We start from the raw sequence: 18,859 nt of genomic DNA, 5'->3' as shown, positions 1-18,859 counted from the left end.
CCGCCACGGGCGGGCGGAACGGGCGCCGTGGGGCCGCGCTGGGGAGGCGGGCGGTTCCCGCCCCCTGGGTCCGCCCCCTGCGTCGCTTCGGGCCGTACGGTCATGGCAGCCTCCCCACCGACGCGGCGCGATACCGCGCGATCTCGTCCCGGACCGTGCCCACGAGGGGGTCCACCGCGGCCGTGACGGCGGGGGAGAGGCCGGTGCCGAGGGAATCGTCGGCTCCCTCCACCGCGTAGACGACCAGACGCTCCGGCAGCCGCCCCAGGGCGCGGGCCAGCTCGACGGCCTCACCGAGGCCCAGTCCGTGCGAGCTGGTCGCTGTGGACCGTGCCAGGCGCTCGCCGTCGAGTTCCAGGCGGTGGACGCGCCCGGGACTCCCCGGATGCGCGTGGGCCGCGTCGACCACCACGGCGAGACCCGCGTCCTCCCAGAGACCGATCAGCCTGGCCGGATCACCGTCACAGGTGGCGAGCACGGTGTCCGCCGGCAGCGGCGGGCCGCCCGCCCGCTTCCGCAGCCGGGCGATCACGGCCCAGCCCACGCCGTCGTCACGGCGGAACTCGTTCCCGACGCCGATGACGGCGATCCTGCTGCCCCTCGTCATGGTCCCCACCGTCCGTCGGGACGCGGCCGCTCAGCAGGGGCCGAACGGCCCGTTGCCCTGGGCCGGTCTTCCTCGTCCCGGCCGCCGGCCCGACACGGCCGCCGGCCGGGACGACGGACCGGCCCAATCGTCATGGGCGCGTCCCCGGCTCACTGCCGCCCTGGTCGAGACGGAACGGCGGGTAGACGTCCGTGAGCAGCGACGTGTAGGCGGCGACCCGCAGCACCCACCGGTCCAGGCCGATCACCAGATCGAAGATGCCGCGCGGATAGACACCGGTGAACAGCAGGGCGACCCCGGCGAAGAACGTCAGGAGCGAGATGAGCCCTCCCGAGGTCCAGGTGACGTGGATGCCACCCCCGATGATGCCCAGCACCAGGTAGTGGGGGATGGCCAACAGCCACCACTTCACCAGGACCAGCCCGCGGGACAACTGCTCGGGATACGCCACGTCCAGGTGTGCCGGGTAGTCCGGCACCTCGGCGAGGGTGAAGGGCGGGTAGCGGTCGGTGCCGAGGGCGCCGTACGTGTAGAAGGCCACCCGCCAGCTCCAGCGCAGCACTCCGGTGCTGAAGTCGAACAGGGGGCGTGGATAGCGGCCGGTGAAGAGGATCGCGAAGAACGCCACGATGCCCACCACGACGAACGCCACCCACAGGAGGGCCAGGACGATGTAGTGGGGCAGCGCGAGCAGCCACTTCACGAGCCACAGCCAGCGGGACAGCTGTGGATCACAGGTCGCGGTCACCCGGACCGGCTGAAGGGGACGCGCACTCGGCGGGACTGTTTCCGATGCCATGGTTCTCGGGTCCTTTCCCAGCTGTTCTCGGTCCCCCCGGCACTGTGCTGATCACTGTCGGTAGTGGCGATGGTCGTCGTGTTCGCCGATGTAGTGGCGCTCCTCCAGGACGACCTCGCGTTCGCCGGGCCGCCGGACCACACCGGGCGTTCCCAGGAAGGCGATGAGTCCGAGGAAGCCGAATGCCATCAGGACGAAGCCGACGACGAGCGAGCTGTAGCCGAAGACCAGGCAGGCACCGAGCACCGCCGCGCCGATCAGAATGAACGGGATCATGATCTCCTCCTGCTGCGGACCCGGGCCGTCCCCGGGGCAGAGAGGAACCCTGGGGCGGACGGGCCCCGCCGTCGTCCGGCGGCCCCTCCCGGGTCGGCTCCTCGCTTCCAGCCTCGGAGGGTCGGGGCTCCGTTCCCAGGGGCTGAACGGGCACCAGAGCGGGGCCGCTCGTCCCTCGACACCGGCGATCGGCCGACCGGCACGGGGGACGGTCGGCGCCGACGGCCGGCCCGTCGTCTCGCCCAGCCCGGGACCCGGCGCGCTTGGGCCGGTCGGCCCCGCACGCAGACCTGGTGGCCCATGCCCGCGGGACCCGACGCGGCACGACGCTGAGGGTGACGAGTCGACCGCGAGCCGACCGGGACGAGTGGATCGCATCGACGAGTGGATCGAATAGGGGAGGGACACATCATGCTTCCGCCTGTGGTCGCCGGTGTGGACGGATCGGCGCAGAGTCTGGCCGCCGCGGAGTGGGCGGCGCGCGAGGCCGCCCTCCGGGGGCGCGCCCTTCGTCTAGTACACGCCTGGAACTGGCAACCCCGCTCCTCGGAGAGCGAAAGCGAGCACGCCGTTCAGCGGCACCTGGGCCGACGGATCCTGCGCCAGGCGGAGCAACGGGTCCGTGCCGTGTGCCCCACGGTGCGACTGACCGACGAGCAGGCCGAGGGCCCGGCCACCCCGGCCCTGCTGCGGGCCGCGGAGCAGGCCGAACTGCTCGTGCTGGGCTCGCGAGGACTGAGCGGTTTCACGGGGTTCCTGGTCGGTTCCGTCGCCCTGGGCGTGGTCGCGAAGGCCACGCGCCCCGTCGTCCTCGTACGGGCCGAGGAACAGGCCGCGGACGAGCGTCCGCCCGGGGCGGACGGCGGCGCGTCGGCCCTCACCGGCCACCGGGACGTGGTGCTGGGCCTCGACCTCAACGATCCGTGCGACGAGGTGATCGAGTTCGCGTTCGAGGCGGCTCGACTGCGCCACGCCCGTCTGCGGGTCGTGCACGCCTGGCAGACCCCGTCCGCGATCTCTCTGGGACCCGGGGACGTGGGCCTGGTGGACGAGGTGCTTCAGGGGCAGGAGTGGCAGGGGTTCATGTCCGCGGTGCTGCGGACGTGGCGGGACAAGTACCCCGAGACGACCGTGCTGGAGACCGTGGCAGAGGGCAGGGCCGCGACCACGCTGGTCCGTGCCGCCTCGGCGGCGAGCCTCCTCGTCGTGGGCCACCGCCTGACGGACCGGCCGACGTTCCCGCGCACCGGACCGGTCACCCACGCCGCGGTCCATCGGGTGACCTGCCCGGTGGCCGTCGTCCCCCACGAGTGAGCCACGCGCGGTGCCCGCGGGTCTCGCGGTGTCAGCTCCCGGTGTCGCCCTTCACGAGCGAGGCCAGGGCGGCGTCGAGGCGGTGGTGGTGAAGTCGGCGCCGAGGCGCACGGTGCGGTCGTAGTGCAAGGCGATGGCCTGCCCTTCGGTCGTCCCGCCTGGTCGGGAAATACCCCCTGGGGGGTGCCCAGGACACTCCCGGGCGTATCTCTGTCGAGAACGATGTACCCGTGTCGCACGTGCGTGAGGAGCGATGCGCAACGCGGGACGCGTGACGGTGGGGGAGGGGCGGCAGACCTGTGTGAGCCGTGTCGCCGGACGGGCGCCGGACTCGTTCTCGGCGTGCGGCGTGCGGCGTGCGGCGTGCGGCGTGCGGCGTGTGGCGTGCGGCGTGCGGCCGAGCGAGCCGTCGGCTGTGGGGGGTCGGTCGGCGTCCGGCGTGCACGCGCGTCGCGTGAGCGTCCCGCGTGACGAGGGTGCTCAGGCCAGGGACAGGAAGAGCTTCTCGAGGCGGGCGCGCGTCTGCTCGGTGGCCTCGCCGTCGCGGCGGCCCGACTCGATGTCGGTCACGCACTGCTGGAGGCCCGTCGCGATGATCGCGAAACCGGCCCGGTCCAGGGCGCGGGAGGCGGCCGCGAGTTGGGTGACGACGTCCTCGCAGTCCCGTCCCTCCTCGATCATCCGGATCACGCCGGAGATCTGGCCCTGCGCGCGGCGCAGCCGGTTCAGGACGGTCCGCAGGTCCGCACCCTCGAGCTCCAAGTTCACGATCACTCCTCGCTTAATACCCCTGGGGGTACTCTATGCCCCGATTCGGGTGGGTGTCGACCATCGGTCGTGCTACGCCCACGGATACCCCGCGGGGCATCCGGCCGCCCGGTTCAACCGGTGCCGGCGCGGCTTTGTTCCAGGCAGACGGGCGGCAGCGGGAACCACCGCATGTGCTCGAAGCCGGCCGGCAGTCCGGTGGGACCGTCGTCGACGGAGGCGGGCTGGGCCGCCAGTACTTCACGGGCGCGTTCGAGTTGTCCGGCCAGCGCTTCCTCGCCCAGTCGGCGATGCCGGGGGGCCGGGGCGACGATCGGCCCGTCGGAGTCGAAGCGCAGGTCGGTCAGCCGCAGCGGGGACGCGGTCGGGCCGCTGCGGTGGTGCCACTGTCCGCTGTGCGGGTCGAAGCGGTAGTCCCGCAGGAGCCGGTGCCCCTGCCTGGCGACCAGGTCCACGGCCTCCACGAGGTAGTCGCGGACGGTGTCGCTGATGAAGTAGTTGAAGTTGACGCGTGTCCAGCCGGGCTTGATGCCCTCGCAGCCGTGCACGACCTCGTCGAGCAGTGCGTGGGAGGTGGCGGCGTCGATGGCCAGCAGTCTGTGTCCGTAGGGGCCGGCGCAGGAGCAGCCGCCGCGGGCCTGTATCCCGAAGAGGTCGTTGAGGAGGGCGACGACGTAGTTGTGGTGCAGATAGCCGTGCTCGCCGTACCTGATGCGGAAGGAGACGATGGACAGGCGGCGGGCGTGTCGGTTCCCGAGGACCTCGATACCGGGCGCGCGATCCCAGTGCGCGAGCGCGTGGCGCCAGTGGCGCTCCTCGGCGGCCTGGATGGCGTCCGCCCCGACGGCCTGTTTGAGGGCGAAGACCAGTCCGGCCCGGATGGACTCGATGATCGCCGGGGTACCGCCCTCCTCACGGACCACGGGGTCGTCGAGGTAGCGGTGGACGAGCGGATCGACGAAGGAGACCGTGCCGCCGCCGGGCACGGTGGGCACCGGGTTGCGCACGAGTTCCCGCCGCACGACGAGGACGCCCGGTGTCTGCGGGCCGCCGACGAACTTGTGCGGGGACAGGAACAGCGCGTCCTTGTGGTCCCCGGCGCCGGGGGCGCTTTCGCCCATCCGGATCGGGATGTACGGCGCCGCCGCCGCGTAGTCCCAGAAGGACAGTGCGCCGTGGGCGTGCAACAGGCGCGCGATGCGGTCGGTGTCGGTGAGGATGCCGGTGACGTTGGAGGCGGCGGAGAAGCTGCCGATGCGCAGCGGGCGGTCGGCGTGACGCCGCAGTCCCGCTTCGAGCCGGGCGAGGTCGATGTGACCGTCGGGATCCCCGTCGATCACCACCACGTCGGCGACGGACTCGCGCCACGGCAGTTCGTTGGAGTGGTGTTCGTACGGTCCGACGAACACCACGGGACGCCGGGCGTGCCGGGGCCGGTCCGGACGCCGCAACTCCATGATGCCGACCAGCTTGTTGACCGCCGCGGTGGCTCCGGAGCCGCAGAAGACGACGAGATCGTCCTCGGTGCCGCCGACCGCCTCGTGGATGATCCGGCGGGCGTCCTCGCGCAGCCGGGTGGTCTGCGCCCCGGTGCTGGAACTCTCCGTGTGGGTGTTGCCGTAGCGCGGCAGCACCTGCTCGCGCACGAAGTCCTCGATGAAGTCGAGCGAGCGGCCGGAGGCCGTGTAGTCGGCGTAGACGATCCGCTTCGGCCCGTAGGGGCCCTCCAGGACCTCGTCGTCGCCGATGAGGCCGCGGCGGACGCGATCCACGATGTCGCCGCGCCGTCGCCGGCCGGGGCTCTGGGGCGTGCTCGCGGTCATGGCCGGGCCCTTCTCGCTCGTGTCCACCGCTCGAGGATTCGGTGGACCGCGGGGGCGTGGGGAGTGGCCGACGATGGGAGCGGACCGGCCGACGGCCCTCGTGCCCGCCTCTGCGGTTTATATACCCTGCCGGGTATTTTATCAGGATGCGTGCGAGGCGTCAGCGGGACTCCGGGTGAGGGCGCCCGTCGAGGTCATCTCCCGTACGACGGTGGGGACATGGGCACACACATCGGCGTCCTCGGCGGCGGCACGTCCGGCACCATGGCGGCCATCCGCCTGTCCGCGCGCACGACCGGCACGAGCACCGACTCACGGCCGTCGACCAGGACGTGCTCAGGTCCCGGGGAGGATACGGCGCGTCTCGTAGGCCCACATCGCGATCTCGACCCGGTTGCGGGCGCCGAGTTTGGCCATCAGGCTCGCCAGGTGCGTCTTCACCGTGCTGAGGCTGATGTGCAGCGCATCGGCGATCTCGGTGTTGGTCAGCCCGCGAGCGACGGCCAGGAGCACCTGCTCCTCACGGGCGGTGACGGGGGAGACCGGCTGGGCCGCGGGCCGGCCGGCGGGCAGGTCCGCGAACGCCTGGAGCAGACGGACGGTGACGCTGGGTGCGATGAGCGCCTCGCCGTCGGACGCCGACCGTACGGCCTGCGCCAGAAGGTCCGGCCCCGTGTCCTTGAGGAGGAATCCGCGGGCGCCGGCACGGAGTGAGCCGTAGACGTACTCGTCGAGGTCGAACGTGGTGATGACGACCACGACCATCGGGTCGGCGACGCCCGGGCCGGCGATCAGCCGGGTGGCCTCGAGTCCGTCCAGCAGAGGCATGCGGATGTCGAACAGGCAGACGTCGGGGCGCAGTTCGCGGGCCAGGCGTACCGCTTCGTGTCCGTCGGCGGCCTCGCCGACCACCTCGATGCCGGGCTGGGCGTTCAGCATGATCCGCAACCCGGTGCGGATGATCGTCTGGTCGTCAGCGACGAGGACGCGAATGGACACCGCTGTCGTTCCTCGCTCTCGGCAGTTCGGCTTCGACATGCCAGCCCCGGTCGGTACCCGGGCCGGCTCGTAGTGTGCCGCCGAGCAGGGTCGCGCGCTCGCGCAGCCCGGTAAGCCCGTATCCGTCGCGACCCCGGCCGGTGCGCCGGCCGTTGTCGCGCACGCTCACCCGTACCGTGTGCCGCTGCGCGGCGACTCGAACGACGAGCTCGGTCGCGTCGACCGCATGGCGCAGCGCGTTGGTCACCGACTCCTGCACGATGCGGTAGACGGCCGCGTCCACGGCCGGGGGCAGTGAGTCCAGTTCGCCGTCGAGCCCCAGGTCGACCCTGAGGCGGCCACCCGGGGTGCGCACCAGGCGCTCCAGATCCGTGACTCCGGCAGGGGGCGCCAGCTCGGCGCCCACTCCGCGGTCGCGCAGCGCGGCGACCATGGCGCGCATCTCCTCCAGCGTGCGCGCCCCTTCCTCCTCGACCTCCTCCAGCGCCTTGACGGCGGCGGACGGGTCGGCGCCGGCGAGCACCCCGCCCGCCTGGGCGATGATCACCATGGCCGACACGTGGTGGGCCACCGTGTCGTGCAGTTCCCGGGCGAGCTGCTCGCGCTCGCGGGACCGTACCTGCTCCACCTGCCGCTCGCGAGCGGTCACCCAGAACCGCACGGCAGCCCCGACCACGCCGGGCAGCAGCAGGAAGACGATGCCCACGACGTTCTCGACGACCGGCGTCTCGTCCGTGACGGAACACAGCACGCCGACCGTGAGGATCACCGCGCCGCCCAGCACGATCTCCCGTCCCGATCCCCACCGGGGCAGCGCGTACACCAGCACGAGCACGACCATGCCGGTGTACAGGCCGACGGGCTCGCGCGACGCGGCGACGAACGAGGCCACCTGGAGCAGCATCACCGAGCCGAACGCCAGCGTGACCATCGCCAGCGGGCGGGTCCGGCGCCACAGGGACAGCAGGCACAGCCCTACGGCGAACACCACCGCCACCGGCCGCCACACGACGTCGTCGCGCAGGGTGGCCTCCAGCACCACACCGCCCAGGCCCACGGCGAGCAGCGCCCAGTCCCGCCACACCCGGGCGGGCGCGCCGGGCGGCCGGGGTTCGGTCCACAGGTTTCGCAGGTCGTCTCGCAGCACGGTTCTCAGCCTAGAGACCCCGCCGTGCCGCGCATCGGCCGAAAGGACGGGGTGTCACTCCGACTTGGGGCCGACGCATCCGAGGCCCAGGAGCCGATGCCGCAGAGCGCCGTGGCGACCAACCTCGGCAGCGGCGGCCGTACAAGGACGGCCGACGAGGTGGTTGGAGGACCCGATGCTCTCGAAAGCCCTGTTGCGTATGGGCGCAAGCGCCGCTCGCCATCCCTGGCGGGTGATCGCGGCATGGCTGATCGCCGCCACGCTCGCCGTCCTCGCCGCCGTCGCCTTCGGCGGGCGGAATGCGGATTCGATGACCGCTCCGGGACTGGACTCCCAACGGGCCGCGGAACTGATCGAGCGGGCCGGCACCGACCAGGAGGGGATGACCGCCCAAGTGGTCGTCACCCCCCTCGACGGTGCCGCGACGTTCGTCGACGACGACAGTGCGCGTACCGCTCTCACGCGGCTGCGGACCGAGGTGAAGCGGCTGCCGCACGTGCTCGGCACGAGCGACCCGGCGGGGGCGCTCGGCGCGGGCGGGGACACCGCCGTGCGCGGCGGCCTCGTCTCGGCCGACGGGCGGATCGCGGTCGTCCGGGTGCAGTACCCCGACCAGAGCAGGTTGTCGGCCGCAGACCTCGACGCCCTCGTCGATCTCGGCGACCGGCTGCGCGCCGAACTGCCCCTGCGCATCGAGATGGGCGGGAGCCTCTTCTACGCCTTCTCCGAACCCGACGGCGGCGTGAGCGAGTTGATCGGCCTCCTCGCCGCGGCCGCGATCCTGTTCCTGGCGTTCGGTTCGCTCGTCGCCGCCGCGCTGCCGATCGGCATGGCGGTCTTCGGACTGACCGTCGGGGTCGCCACGATGACGGTACTGGCGGGGGTGACGGACGTCCCCACCTTCGCACCGGTCCTGGGCAGCATGGTCGGGCTCGGAGTGGGCATCGACTACGCGCTGTTCGTGCTCGCCAGGCACCGGGAGTACCTCGTGCGCGGGCTCGATCCGCACGAGGCGGCGGGGCGAGCGGTGGCCACGGCGGGGCGGCCGGTGGTCTTCGCCGGCGGCATCGTCGTCGTATCGATCCTCGGCCTGGCGGTCGCGAACGTACCGTTCATGACGGTGGGCGGGCTCGCCGTCTCGATCGTCGTTCTGACCATGGTGGTCGCGTCGGTGACGCTGCTGCCGGCCTTCCTCGGCGCCGCCGGCCCACGCCTGGCCCGGGCCGGCCGGATCGGCCGGGCTCTGCAGACCCGGAAGCCGGGCCGCCTCGCACGGCGGCGGGACCCGGCGGCAGGCAACGCCCCCGCCGCCGGGTGGCGCCGCTGGATCGGGCACGTCGGCCGGCACCCGGTGCCTTACGCGGTCGGCGCGGCGGGGCTGCTGCTGACCGCGACGCTGCCCGTGCTCGGCCTGCGCGTCGGCCTGCCCGACGACGGCTCACTGCCCCACAGCCGTACCGAGCGCCGGGCCTACGACCTCGTGGCCGAGGGGTTCGGCCCGGGCACCAACGGTCCCCTCGTCATCGCCGCGGACCCCGCCGGTGATCCGGGAGTGCTGGACCGACTCGTCGGGGCGGTCGCGGCGGATCCGGGTATCGCGTCCGTCGCGCCGACGCAGATCGATCGGGCCACCGGCATCGCGACCCTCGTGGTGTTCCCGACCACCAGCCCTCAGGACAAGGCCACGGCCGCCACCATCGCCCGGCTGCGCACCGACGTGCTGCCCACGGCGGTCGGGCACGGCCCGGCCAGGGCCCACGTCGGCGGCGCCGCCGCGAGCCTGTCCGATGTGGGCCGACGCACCAGCGAGCGCCTGCCGGTGTTCGTCGCCGCCGTGCTGGCGATGTCGTTCCTGTTGCTGATGCTGGTCTTCCGCTCGATACTCGTGCCGCTCAAGGCGGTCCTGCTGAATCTGCTGAGCATCGGCGCGGCCTACGGCATCATGGTCGCGGTCTTCCAGTGGGGCTGGGGAGGCGCACTCATCGGGCTGGAAGCGACCGTTCCGATCGTGTCGTTCATCCCCATGTTCCTCTTCGCCATCCTGTTCGGCCTGTCGATGGACTACGAGGTGTTCCTCCTCTCCCGCGTACGCGAGGAGTACCTGCGCACCGGCGACAACGGCACGGCGATCGTCGAGGGCGTCTCGGGCACCGCCCGGATCATCACCTCGGCCGCCCTCATCATGGTGGCGGTCTTCCTGTCCTTCGCCGTCGCCGAGGACCCCTCCACCAAAATGTTCGGGCTCGGCCTGGCCACCGCGATCTTCATCGACGCCACGGTCGTACGCATGGTGCTGGTACCGGCGACCATGACACTCCTCGGCCGGACCAACTGGTGGCTGCCGAAGTGGCTGGACCGAATGCTTCCCCACGGCCCGGTCGGCACCGACGACACCGACGCGGAGTCCACGGGTGAGGCCCCGCGTCCACGGCTGATCGACCGTTGACTCACCTCCTGCCCGCCCAGTGGTGGTGGTCGCAGGTGTGTCAGGGCCGCGGTGCGTTCGGTGTTGCTGGTGCAGAGCCGTGGGCACGCCCGGTCCGCCGCGGGACCACGGCGACCGGACACGCGCAGTGGTGCAGCAGGGTGTGGGCCACCCGGCCGAGCTGGAGACCGAAATGCCCCTGGCGACGCACGGCTCCGACGACGACGAGGCCGGCGTCCACCGAGGCGTCCAGCAGGACACGGTGTGCGGGACCCTCGACCGGGTGGCGTCGGATCTCGACGCCGGGGTGTTCCCGTACGGCCTCGTTCAGCGCCTCGTCGAGATCGGCCGAGGCCCTCTCCCGGTACCCCTGATCGGTGTGGTCCGCGGGCAGCGGACTGTCCATGCGCTCATGGGCCGGACTGCGCCACGCCCGTACGGCGGTCAGGGCACAGCCGCGCAACTCGGCCTCACGGACGGCGAACCGTACGGCGTCCGTGTGTTCGGGGTCGTCGCCGACGCCCACCACGACCGGGCCGTGGTCCGCGGCACGGGGCTCCGGGCCACGGACCACGACGACCGGGCACACGGCGCGTGCCGCCACCGCCAGACTCACCGAGCCGAGCAGCAGCCCGGCCAGCTCACCTCGCCCGCGCTCTCCCACGACCAGGGCGAACGCCTCGGTGGCCGTCCGCAGCAGGGCCGGTACGGCGTCGTCGGGCACCGCCTCGCCCGACACCTTCACCCCGGGGGCGCGGAGCCTCGCACGCTCCGCGCAGGAAGCGACGATGTGCTCCGCCAGCACGTCCCCGGCGGGACGACCGGTGGAGAAGGACGGCACGGCCCGTTCGTAGCGTTCCCAGCGGGAGGCGTGCACCAGGCGCAGGGGCAGTCCGTGCCGTGCGGCCGCGTCCGCCGCCCAGTCGACCGCCAGCAGGCTGGACTCGGATCCGTCGACGCCCACGACCAGCGGCAGTTCCATCACCATCTCCGCCTTCCCGTCCGCCTGCTGTCGAGACTCCTTCGGAAACACCGTCGCACCACCCGAGGACCGTCGCGACACGGACCGGTCGGCGAGCGGCCCGGGTTGCGCGGGCCCACGGCCCGTCGATGCTGGAGACGTGCGGTCGAAACCCGTCCCGGGTCACCTGACCACAAGTGATCTCGAACCTCCGCTCCCAAGGGACCCGTGCCCATGCCCGACACCCCCCACATCGTCAGTGACGTGATGACCCTCCCGGCGGTGGCCGTCCGGCGCGACACACTCTTCAAGGACGTCGTGCGGGCCATGACGGACCGGCAGCTCAGTGCCGTGCCGGTGGTGGAGGGGGACGGACGGGTCGTCGGTGTGGTCTCCGAGGCCGACCTGCTGCCCAAGGAGGAGTTCCGGGACCGCGACCTCACCCGGGCCGAGCAGCTCCGGCGGATGTCCGACCTCGCCAAGGCGGGGGCGGTGACCGCGGAGGAGGTCATGAGCGCGCCCGCGATCGTGGTGGCGCCGGACGTCACGCTGGGGCAGGCGGCCCGGATCATGGCCGTCAACGGGGTCAAGCGTCTGCCGGTGATCGACGACGAGGGACGGCTGCTCGGCGTCGTCAGCCGTGGTGACCTGTTGAAGGTCTTCCTGCGGTCGGACGAGGACATCGAGGAGGAAGTGCGCCGCACGGTGGTGGCCTACCTCTTCCCCGCACTCAGTCACACGATCCATGTGTCCGTGCACGACGGGGTCGTCACCCTCGTCGGCAGGGTCCGGGATCCCGCGCTGGGCTGGGTCGCCGAGCGGCTGGTCCGCGCTGTGGAGGGCGTGGTGGACGTGCGTTCCCGGCTCGGCGACGTGGACGCCGCCCCCGGCCCCGCGGACGAGCGCTGACCAGCGGCCGCAGGCCGGGGCGCCACCTCATTCCTCCGCCGGCGTGATCCGTCGACCGGTCAGGCGCTCGGCCCGGATGGACACCCACATGTCGCGCGTGCCGCCCGACCAGGGCGTCGTGTGCGCCCGCTCGGTGAGGTGGCGTACGGCGCCGGCTTCCGTGACGACGCTCGCGGGGCCGACGGCGAGCACGCTCCAGCCCTGGCTCAGCGGCTCGTCCACGTGATCGACCTCGAAGGCGACCTCCGTTCCGACGGCTGCCGCGAGCAGCGACTCGGGGGCGGTCCGGAAGGCGATGGTGTCGCCGACGACCTCGTAGTTGACCGGGACGACCGCCGGGCGGCCGTCGGGGGCCGTCACCGCGACGCGTCCCACGCCGTGCGTGGACAGCAGCCCCCGGCATTCGTCCACGTCGAGGTCCCTCAGCCGCGGATGCGGCAGTGCCCGCCCCTGGCCGGGCGGCTGATCGACGCCCCCTCCGCGCAGAGCGGTGGCGGTGGTGCCCAGCGCGTCGGCCAGGCTGATGAGGGCCGCCCTGGTCGGGTCGGCGGGATACTCCTCCAGATAGGCCAGGTAGCCGGGCGACATCCGGGCGCGTCGGGCCGTCTCCTCGCGGCTGAGCCCCCGCCGCTCTCGTTCCGCGCGCACGCGTCGGCCGATGTCACCGGGACCGACGGCGTCCGACGACGGTGCCCGTTCGGCGTCGGCGGGTCCGTCGTGCGCCGCGCGGGAGGCCGTCGCGGGCGCTGCGGACTCGAGATGGTTGACGTGGGCGTCGGGGCCGGGGAACACGAGCGTCACCTCGTTCGTGTCCGACCAGCGCACCTCGTAGGGCGGTGTTCCGTCCTCGTGGTGGAGTCCGACGATCTCCCCGTCCCGCCGGGCGGCGCCGGACGTCGTGCTTTCGATGACGAGCTGGTCGCCGAGATGAGCTTGCATGTCGCCCCACTTCTCAGAGTCTTCCTGTGCCGTGCCACGAACCGGGGCCCGTGGCGGCGAGGTCGGGCCGACGCAGGCCACCCGTCGGCCCTCGGGCCCGCACGACGGGGCTCAGCCGGTGATCTCGACCCGCCGGGCCCTGCCCTTCTCGGTCTTGGGGACCCGCACCGTGAGCACGCCGTTGTTCAGCTCGGCGCTGATGCGCTCGGCATCGGCGTTCGGTGGCAGGGTCGTGCGGTAGTCGAACTGGCCGATGCGCCGGGTGTGCCTGCGGACCGCCCCCGTGCGCTCCTTCTGCCGGACCTCACCGTGGACATCGAGTTCACCCTCGGAGACCTCGACGGTGATCTGCTCCTTGTCCATGCCGGGCAGTTCCAGCTCGATCAGGTAGGCGTCCTCGGCGTCCTCGATGTCGGCCGCCGGCGCCCACGGTTCGGAACCGCCGGACGTGGGCCATCCGCCACCGACGAAGGCGGCGTGCATCAACTGGTCCACCCGCGCGCGCAGGTCGTCCAACTCGCGCAGAGCGCCCGGCGAGGCGGTGGTGGAGTGTCGTGCGGGATGTGTCATGGCTGCTTCCTCCTCGGCTTCCTCGCTCCTGCGGGCCTCGCGCCCCGTCGTGGCATCACCGGGGCCGGTCCGGTCTTCACATGGCCGTCCGGTCCTCACAGGGACCACCCGGTGGCCTGCGAGCTGCTCGGCCGTGCGGCTCCCACGCCCTCGATGTCACGCTCGGCGGCCCTGATCAGCTGCCGGGCGAGGTTGTTCATCGCGCGGCCCGCCGCCAGTTCGTCACCGATCTCCGGCACCTCGGCGTCCGCGGGATGCCGGTGCGCCGAGCCGCGGCCGACGATCTGCGTGGCACCGGTGTCCACCACCAGACGGGCCTCGGTCCTTCCCTCGTCGTCCTCGAAGAGATGGAGGCGAACCCTCCATTCCGACACGTGCGCCATGGCCTTCCTCCTCATCCCGGCACGGGCCGATGAGCCGCGACCGTGTTCTCGACGCGGTGCCGGACCCGTGCGGTGAGTCCGGTCAGCCGCTCCGAGGGCGTGGCACGGGGCGCCACCGGTGCCCTGATCCGCCGGGCCGAAGACGGCAGTTCCGCCATGTCGTCCGCGCATCTCGCCCGGCACTCGTCGAGCGTGGACGGCCTTCGCGTGCGCCGTCCGTTCCGCATCACCGTCTCCAGCAGCGCCAGGGCGTCGTCCGGTCGCTCCTCGTCGGCGAGGCCGACCACATCGGCGCAGCCGCGGCGGCGGAACACCTGTTTGGCACCCGGGGCCGTCACCTTGGCCGCCGACAGCTTCATCACCGGACGGCCGTCGTACTCCACCATTTTGTACGCCGAGTCCAGATACGGCGCGTCCGCCGCCACCCCCACGCGGGTGCCGACGGCGTAGGTGTCGATCGGTGCCCCGGAGCGCACCAGGTCGTCGACGGAGTACTCGTCGAGACCACCACTGACGACGATCCGCACCCCCGGCAGGCCCGCGTGGTCGAGGACGGACCGGGCCCGCACCGCGAGGCCCCCGAGGTCGCCGCTGTCCAGCCGTACGGCGGAGCCGGGTCCGCGGGCCGCGAGGTCCAGGTCGCACAGCACACGCGCCGCCGCACGGACGCCCTCCTCGGTGTCGTAGGTGTCCACCAGCAGGGTCACCGGCCCCGGGTGGGCGCGGGCGAACGCGCGGAAGGCGTCCTCCTCCGAGGCGAACGCCTCCACATAGGAGTGGGCCATCGTCCCGACGGCGGGAATGCCGAGCGCCGTGGCCGCCGCCACATTGCTGGTCCCGGCGAATCCCGCCAGCGCTCCGAGCCGGGCGGCCTGGAACCCCGCCTGCGGACCGTGCGTGCGGCGCAGGGAGAAGTCCACCAGCGGCCGGCCGGCCGCCGCGAGCGCACACCGTGCGGCCTTCGAGGCGACGGCCGTCTGATGGGTGAGCTGATTCAGCAGGTACGTCTCCACCAGCTGTGCCTCGGGCAGGGGAGCCGTCACCTCCAGCAGGGGCTCACCGGCGAGCACGACCCGGCCCTCCGGCACCGCCCGTACCCGCCCGGTGAACTCCAGGCCGAGCAGGGGTTCCAGATCCCGGCGTGGCCGGTGCAGCGCGGCGGCGAAGGCGTCGACGTCCTCGGGGCCGACATGGAATCCGCTCAGGTGGTCCAGCGCCGACTCCAGTCCGGCCGTGACCAGGAAGCCGCGCTCCGGGGGCAGGTCACGGACGAAGAGACTGAACGTCGCCGGGGCGGTCATCCCCTCCCGCAGGTAGGACATGGCCATCGTCACCTCGTACAGGTCGGTGGTCGTCGCGTCCGACATTCCGGCTGCCTCCTCCCGCTCGCGCGGCCCGCGTCCGATCCGAGTGCGTCATCGGCGGAAGCGGGCCGACCACAGTGGCTCCACCCGGTCCCAGTCGGCGGCCCACCGTGCATACCTCGCGCGGTCCAGCAGCAGACGCGTGCCCGACCGGACCGCGTAGCAGCCGAAGGCCACTCCGAACGCCGCCATGCCGCCCGCCAGCCAGCCGGAACTCTTCGCGTTGAGCGTGTTCATGGGCGGCGAGGTGAGGTTCCCGTCGCGGTCCAGCCACACGCGCACGGACGCGCCCTTGTCGGTCCCCGCCTTCACCAGGGCGTCCCCGGTGCGTACGTCGCCCTCCTCGTCGGTCCAGCGGACCCGCGCCGGCTGCTTCGACGCGTCGTTGTCACGGTCCAGATCCTCCGTCAGCCGCGCGGTGATCTCGTGCCGTTCCGCGGTCTGGGCGCGGACGGTCTCCATCGACGACTCGTACACCGTCGTCCCCGCGCCGTAGGCGGCCACCGGCAGCCCGAGGAGGAGCACGACCAGCAGAAGGCGCCGGAGCCAGGACTCGAACCGGTCGGACGGCCGCCTCAGCGGGTTCGCGCTCCCGGGCAGGTGCTCGCCGCGCGGGGAGGACGGGTCCGGCGTGTGCGGCGTTCCTGGTGCGCTCATGGGTCGGCCTCCAGCTGCTCGCTGGTCGCTCCCCCCGGGTGCTGGTCCCACCTTCGGACGTGGGCGGGCTCCGGCCATAGGGCCGAATGTCCCTGCCGTCGAGCATTTGGGCCCGGAGGAGCCCGACCGTGCGGCCCGACCGCAGGAAATCCGGGCCCTTGCCCACTTCCCGCCCTCGGTCCACATGCGAGGCCGGGGGGATTGGGGTACTTCTCGAAGGAGGGAAACCCAGCACCGCCCGGCCGGTCGACGAGATCCGGGCCGCAGGAGCCGGCGGAGTCCTTCGCCGTCGGCCGCCGCCGTACGTATCCAGCTTCACAAGAGACGGAGGCCGCCGCCATGGAACCAGTCGTCACCGTGGGCCTGGACGGTTCACCCGCGAGCCTGGCCGCCGCCCGTTGGGCCGCCGACGAGGCCGAGAAACGCAGGCTCACCCTTCGGCTGCTGCACGCGTGGCCGTTGCTGGCACCGGAACCGACCCACGTCCCCTCCGAAGTCGACCAGAACTACTGGGCGAAGCGCCTGGTCCACACCGCGCAGGCGGAGCTGAGCGGACGCCATCCGGGGCTGTCCGTCGTCGGCAGTCTCGTCGCCGACGACGCCCAGGAGGCTCTGATCCGCGCCGCCGCGGAGTCCGAGATGCTGGTGCTGGGATCCCGGGGACTGGCATCCGCCGAGAGCTACTTCATGGGCGATGTCAGCATGCCGGTCGTGGCGCGGGCCGCTCGGCCGGTGGTCCTGGTCCGCGCGGAGCCGACCGAGGAGCGGCCACGCACCACCTCGGCCGACAAGGTCGTCGTGGCGATGGAAACGCGCGGATCCTGCGACGAACTGCTCGACTTCGCGTTCCACAGCGCGGCGGCCCGGGGCGTTCCCCTGCTCGCCGTCCGCGGCCGCAGCGTGCCGTTCCACGCGCGGATGCCCTGGGGAGTGGACCACGGCGTCAGCGAGGAGCTGACCCGGGAGGCGCAGGAGGAGCTGAGCAAGGCTCTGCGTCCCTGGCGCGAGAAATACCCGCAGGTGGACGTGGAGGACACCATCCGTCTCACGAGCCCCGCCAAGGCTGTCGTGCACGCCTCGGAGGGTGCCGCGCTGCTGGTCGTCGGACGGCGGGTGCACCACCACGGTGCCACGCACCATCTGGATCACGTGGCTCACGCGGCCATCCATCACGGACGCTGCCCCGTCGCCGTCGTCCCTCATGAATGAAACCGGCACTCCGGGGGAGCGCTCGCCACGCGCGGGAGTGGCCGAGACCCACACCGCGATCGTGTTCTTCGCGGGTGATCGCGCGTACAAGGTCAAGAAGGCGGTCGACCTGGGTTTTCTGGACTACACGGAACGGTCCGCCCGTCGGACGGCCTGCACACGCGAAGTGGCGCTCAACCGCCGCTTCGCGCCGGATGTCTACCTGGGCGTCGGCGAAGTCGTCAGCCCCGGCGCCGAGGCGTCCGAACCCCTCGTCGTGATGCGCCGTATGCCGGCGGACCGCCGTCTGTCCGCACTGGTGCGAGCCGGTGCGGACGTCGACGAGGTCCTGCGTGCCGTGGCCCGGCGCCTCTCCGCCTGGCACGCGGCGGCGCCCCACGGCCGCGACGTGGACGAACAGGGCACCAGGGACGCGCTGGCGTCACGCTGGGAGGCGAGCTTCGAGCAGGTCCGCGCGACGACCGGGAACGGACCCGAACTCGACGGAGTGCTCGAGGCCGAACGGCTGGTGCGCCGCTATCTCGCAGGCCGCCAGGCGTTGTTCGACTCCCGGATCGAGCAGCGGCGGGTGGTGGACGGCCACGGCGACCTGCTGGCCGAGGACATCTTCTGCCTCGACGACGGCCCCCGGGTCCTGGACTGCCTGGAGTTCGACGACCACCTGCGCTACGTCGACGGACTGGACGACGCCGCCTTCCTCGCCATGGACCTGGAACAGCTCGGCGCGCCGGAGGCGGCGGCCCGCTTCCTCGCCCGCTACAGCGAGTACTCCGGTGACCCCGCGCCGCCGTCCCTGTGGCACCACTACGTCGCCTATCGCGCGTTCGTCAGGGCCAAGGTGTCCCTCATCCAGGCGGGTCAGGGAGCCCCGGGGGCCTGGTCGGCGTCACGACGACTGCTCTCGACCACGCTGCGCCACCTGCGTACCTCCGCCGTCGGCCTGACCCTCGTCGGAGGGCTGCCCGGCAGCGGGAAGTCCACCCTCTCCGGCGCGTTGGCCGACCGGCTGGGCGTCACCCTGCTCAGCAGTGACCGCCTCCGCAAGGAGCTGGCGGGTATCTCCCCGGACACGCCCGCGCCGGCCGCGTACGGGGAAGGGCTGTACACCCCGGAGTGGACGACCAGGACCTACGCGGCCCTCCTCGACCGCGCCGCGGCGCTGTTGGCGCGCGGCGAACCCGTGGTCCTGGACGCCACCTGGTCCACCAGGGAGTTGCGCGCGCAGGCGCGGCGGGTGGCCGAGGGCACCCGCGCCGATCTCGTGGCCCTGCACTGTCAGGTACCGGGAGAGGTCTCCGCGGCTCGCCTGAACACGCGTTCCCCCGGGCCGTCCGACGCCGACCTCGGCGTCGCCACGGCGCTCGCGGCCCGGGAACCGCCCTGGCCGGACGCCGTCACGGTCGACACCAGCGGCCCGCTGGAATCCGCCGTCTCCCGTGCGCTCGCCGCCGTACGCCCCTGGGGCGCGGACCAGGCCCCGGTCTTCCGCCGTCCCTACGGGGAGCCGGACCAGGACTGACGTGTCCGAAGGTAGGGCGCCCTCGACGGTCCGCCCGGCTCCACGCTCCGCGGGCAGGACCCGACCGGCACGCCGAGCGGAGGCCGGTCGGCCCGGCGTGAAGGGCCTTCCGGCCCTTCAACCCCGGTGGGCTCGGCGGTGCCATGGAAGTGAGCCGAGGGCCACGACGGGACACGGGGAAGCGGAGCAG

18 protein-coding genes are annotated in these 18,859 nt (G+C 72.6%); 5 read left to right on the top strand and 13 right to left on the bottom strand.

Features of this window, described 5'->3' with window-relative positions:
• Positions 1 to 100: 100 nt before the first annotated feature.
• From ACZ9QC_RS01115 to ACZ9QC_RS01105, 3 genes are all read right to left on the bottom strand, one after another.
• Entirely contained in the window at positions 101 to 607 is a 507-nt protein-coding gene (locus ACZ9QC_RS01115; RefSeq protein ID WP_472918328.1) for a hydrogenase maturation protease, read from the bottom strand.
• 130 nt (positions 608 to 737) lie between these two features.
• Positions 738 to 1,406 carry a DUF4389 domain-containing protein gene (locus ACZ9QC_RS01110; protein WP_472918327.1) on the bottom strand — a complete coding sequence of 223 codons (669 nt, stop codon included), beginning with the start codon at positions 1,404 to 1,406 and terminating at the stop codon, positions 738 to 740.
• Positions 1,407 to 1,457: 51 nt separating this feature from the next.
• Positions 1,458 to 1,682, bottom strand: a complete 225-nt coding sequence (locus ACZ9QC_RS01105) for a hypothetical protein (RefSeq protein WP_230223559.1) — start codon at positions 1,680 to 1,682, stop codon at positions 1,458 to 1,460.
• 411 nt (positions 1,683 to 2,093) lie between these two features.
• Here ACZ9QC_RS01105 and ACZ9QC_RS01100 point away from each other — a divergent pair, with 411 nt between their 5' ends.
• On the top strand, positions 2,094 to 2,996 hold the full coding sequence (locus tag ACZ9QC_RS01100) for a universal stress protein (protein ID WP_472918326.1): 903 nt from the start codon (positions 2,094 to 2,096) through the stop codon (positions 2,994 to 2,996).
• Positions 2,997 to 3,476: 480 nt separating this feature from the next.
• On the opposite strand, the gene ACZ9QC_RS01095 is transcribed toward ACZ9QC_RS01100, so the two are convergent.
• From ACZ9QC_RS01095 to ACZ9QC_RS01080, 4 genes are all read right to left on the bottom strand, one after another.
• Positions 3,477 to 3,764, bottom strand: a complete 288-nt coding sequence (locus tag ACZ9QC_RS01095) for a metal-sensitive transcriptional regulator (protein ID WP_472918325.1) — start codon at positions 3,762 to 3,764, stop codon at positions 3,477 to 3,479.
• A gap of 113 nt (positions 3,765 to 3,877) precedes the next feature.
• The gene (locus ACZ9QC_RS01090) at positions 3,878 to 5,587 is read right to left on the bottom strand and encodes an aminotransferase class V-fold PLP-dependent enzyme (protein ID WP_472918324.1); all 1,710 of its coding nucleotides are present in this window, start codon (positions 5,585 to 5,587) and stop codon (positions 3,878 to 3,880) included.
• Positions 5,588 to 5,923: 336 nt separating this feature from the next.
• On the bottom strand, positions 5,924 to 6,586 hold the full coding sequence (locus ACZ9QC_RS01085; RefSeq protein WP_472918323.1) for a response regulator: 663 nt from the start codon (positions 6,584 to 6,586) through the stop codon (positions 5,924 to 5,926).
• A complete protein-coding gene (locus tag ACZ9QC_RS01080; RefSeq protein WP_472918322.1) occupies positions 6,561 to 7,733 on the bottom strand; it encodes a sensor histidine kinase in 1,173 nt (390 codons plus the stop codon). The genes ACZ9QC_RS01085 and ACZ9QC_RS01080 overlap by 26 nt, the downstream gene beginning before the upstream one ends.
• Before the next feature lie 175 nt (positions 7,734 to 7,908).
• Here ACZ9QC_RS01080 and ACZ9QC_RS01075 point away from each other — a divergent pair, with 175 nt between their 5' ends.
• Complete coding sequence (locus ACZ9QC_RS01075) at positions 7,909 to 10,179, top strand: MMPL family transporter (RefSeq protein WP_472918321.1); 2,271 nt, start codon at positions 7,909 to 7,911, stop codon at positions 10,177 to 10,179.
• A gap of 40 nt (positions 10,180 to 10,219) precedes the next feature.
• Here ACZ9QC_RS01075 and ACZ9QC_RS01070 read toward each other — a convergent pair whose 3' ends face one another.
• On the bottom strand, positions 10,220 to 11,140 hold the full coding sequence (locus tag ACZ9QC_RS01070) for a universal stress protein (RefSeq protein WP_472918320.1): 921 nt from the start codon (positions 11,138 to 11,140) through the stop codon (positions 10,220 to 10,222).
• A gap of 213 nt (positions 11,141 to 11,353) precedes the next feature.
• Here ACZ9QC_RS01070 and ACZ9QC_RS01065 point away from each other — a divergent pair, with 213 nt between their 5' ends.
• On the top strand, positions 11,354 to 12,028 hold the full coding sequence (locus ACZ9QC_RS01065) for a CBS domain-containing protein (protein WP_472918319.1): 675 nt from the start codon (positions 11,354 to 11,356) through the stop codon (positions 12,026 to 12,028).
• Between the two features lie 27 nt (positions 12,029 to 12,055).
• Here the strand turns inward: ACZ9QC_RS01065 and ACZ9QC_RS01060 are convergent, their stop codons facing one another.
• The 5 genes from ACZ9QC_RS01060 to ACZ9QC_RS01040 all read right to left on the bottom strand — a co-directional run bounded on the left by ACZ9QC_RS01060 (position 12,056) and on the right by ACZ9QC_RS01040 (position 15,941).
• Positions 12,056 to 12,967, bottom strand: a complete 912-nt coding sequence (locus tag ACZ9QC_RS01060; protein WP_472918318.1) for a DUF1918 domain-containing protein — start codon at positions 12,965 to 12,967, stop codon at positions 12,056 to 12,058.
• Between the two features lie 111 nt (positions 12,968 to 13,078).
• Positions 13,079 to 13,537 (bottom strand): Hsp20/alpha crystallin family protein, encoded by a 459-nt coding sequence (locus tag ACZ9QC_RS01055; RefSeq protein WP_472918317.1) that lies wholly within the window; start codon positions 13,535 to 13,537, stop codon positions 13,079 to 13,081.
• A gap of 95 nt (positions 13,538 to 13,632) precedes the next feature.
• Positions 13,633 to 13,920 (bottom strand): DUF1876 domain-containing protein, encoded by a 288-nt coding sequence (locus ACZ9QC_RS01050; RefSeq protein ID WP_472918316.1) that lies wholly within the window; start codon positions 13,918 to 13,920, stop codon positions 13,633 to 13,635.
• An 11-nt stretch (positions 13,921 to 13,931) separates the two neighbouring features.
• Complete coding sequence (locus ACZ9QC_RS01045) at positions 13,932 to 15,287, bottom strand: nicotinate phosphoribosyltransferase (RefSeq protein WP_472918315.1); 1,356 nt, start codon at positions 15,285 to 15,287, stop codon at positions 13,932 to 13,934.
• Between the two features lie 48 nt (positions 15,288 to 15,335).
• Complete coding sequence (locus ACZ9QC_RS01040; protein ID WP_472918314.1) at positions 15,336 to 15,941, bottom strand: Rv1733c family protein; 606 nt, start codon at positions 15,939 to 15,941, stop codon at positions 15,336 to 15,338.
• 339 nt (positions 15,942 to 16,280) lie between these two features.
• Here ACZ9QC_RS01040 and ACZ9QC_RS01035 point away from each other — a divergent pair, with 339 nt between their 5' ends.
• The gene (locus ACZ9QC_RS01035) at positions 16,281 to 17,150 is read left to right on the top strand and encodes a universal stress protein (RefSeq protein WP_472918313.1); all 870 of its coding nucleotides are present in this window, start codon (positions 16,281 to 16,283) and stop codon (positions 17,148 to 17,150) included.
• Positions 17,143 to 18,669 carry a bifunctional aminoglycoside phosphotransferase/ATP-binding protein gene (locus ACZ9QC_RS01030; protein ID WP_472918312.1) on the top strand — a complete coding sequence of 509 codons (1,527 nt, stop codon included), beginning with the start codon at positions 17,143 to 17,145 and terminating at the stop codon, positions 18,667 to 18,669. The genes ACZ9QC_RS01035 and ACZ9QC_RS01030 overlap by 8 nt, the downstream gene beginning before the upstream one ends.
• Positions 18,670 to 18,859 lie beyond the last annotated feature (190 nt).

This window comes from Streptomyces sp. HUAS MS02, from assembly GCF_055702265.1.
Note: the sequence above shows the minus strand (reverse complement) of the source record. Positions and strands in the feature narration are given on the sequence as shown.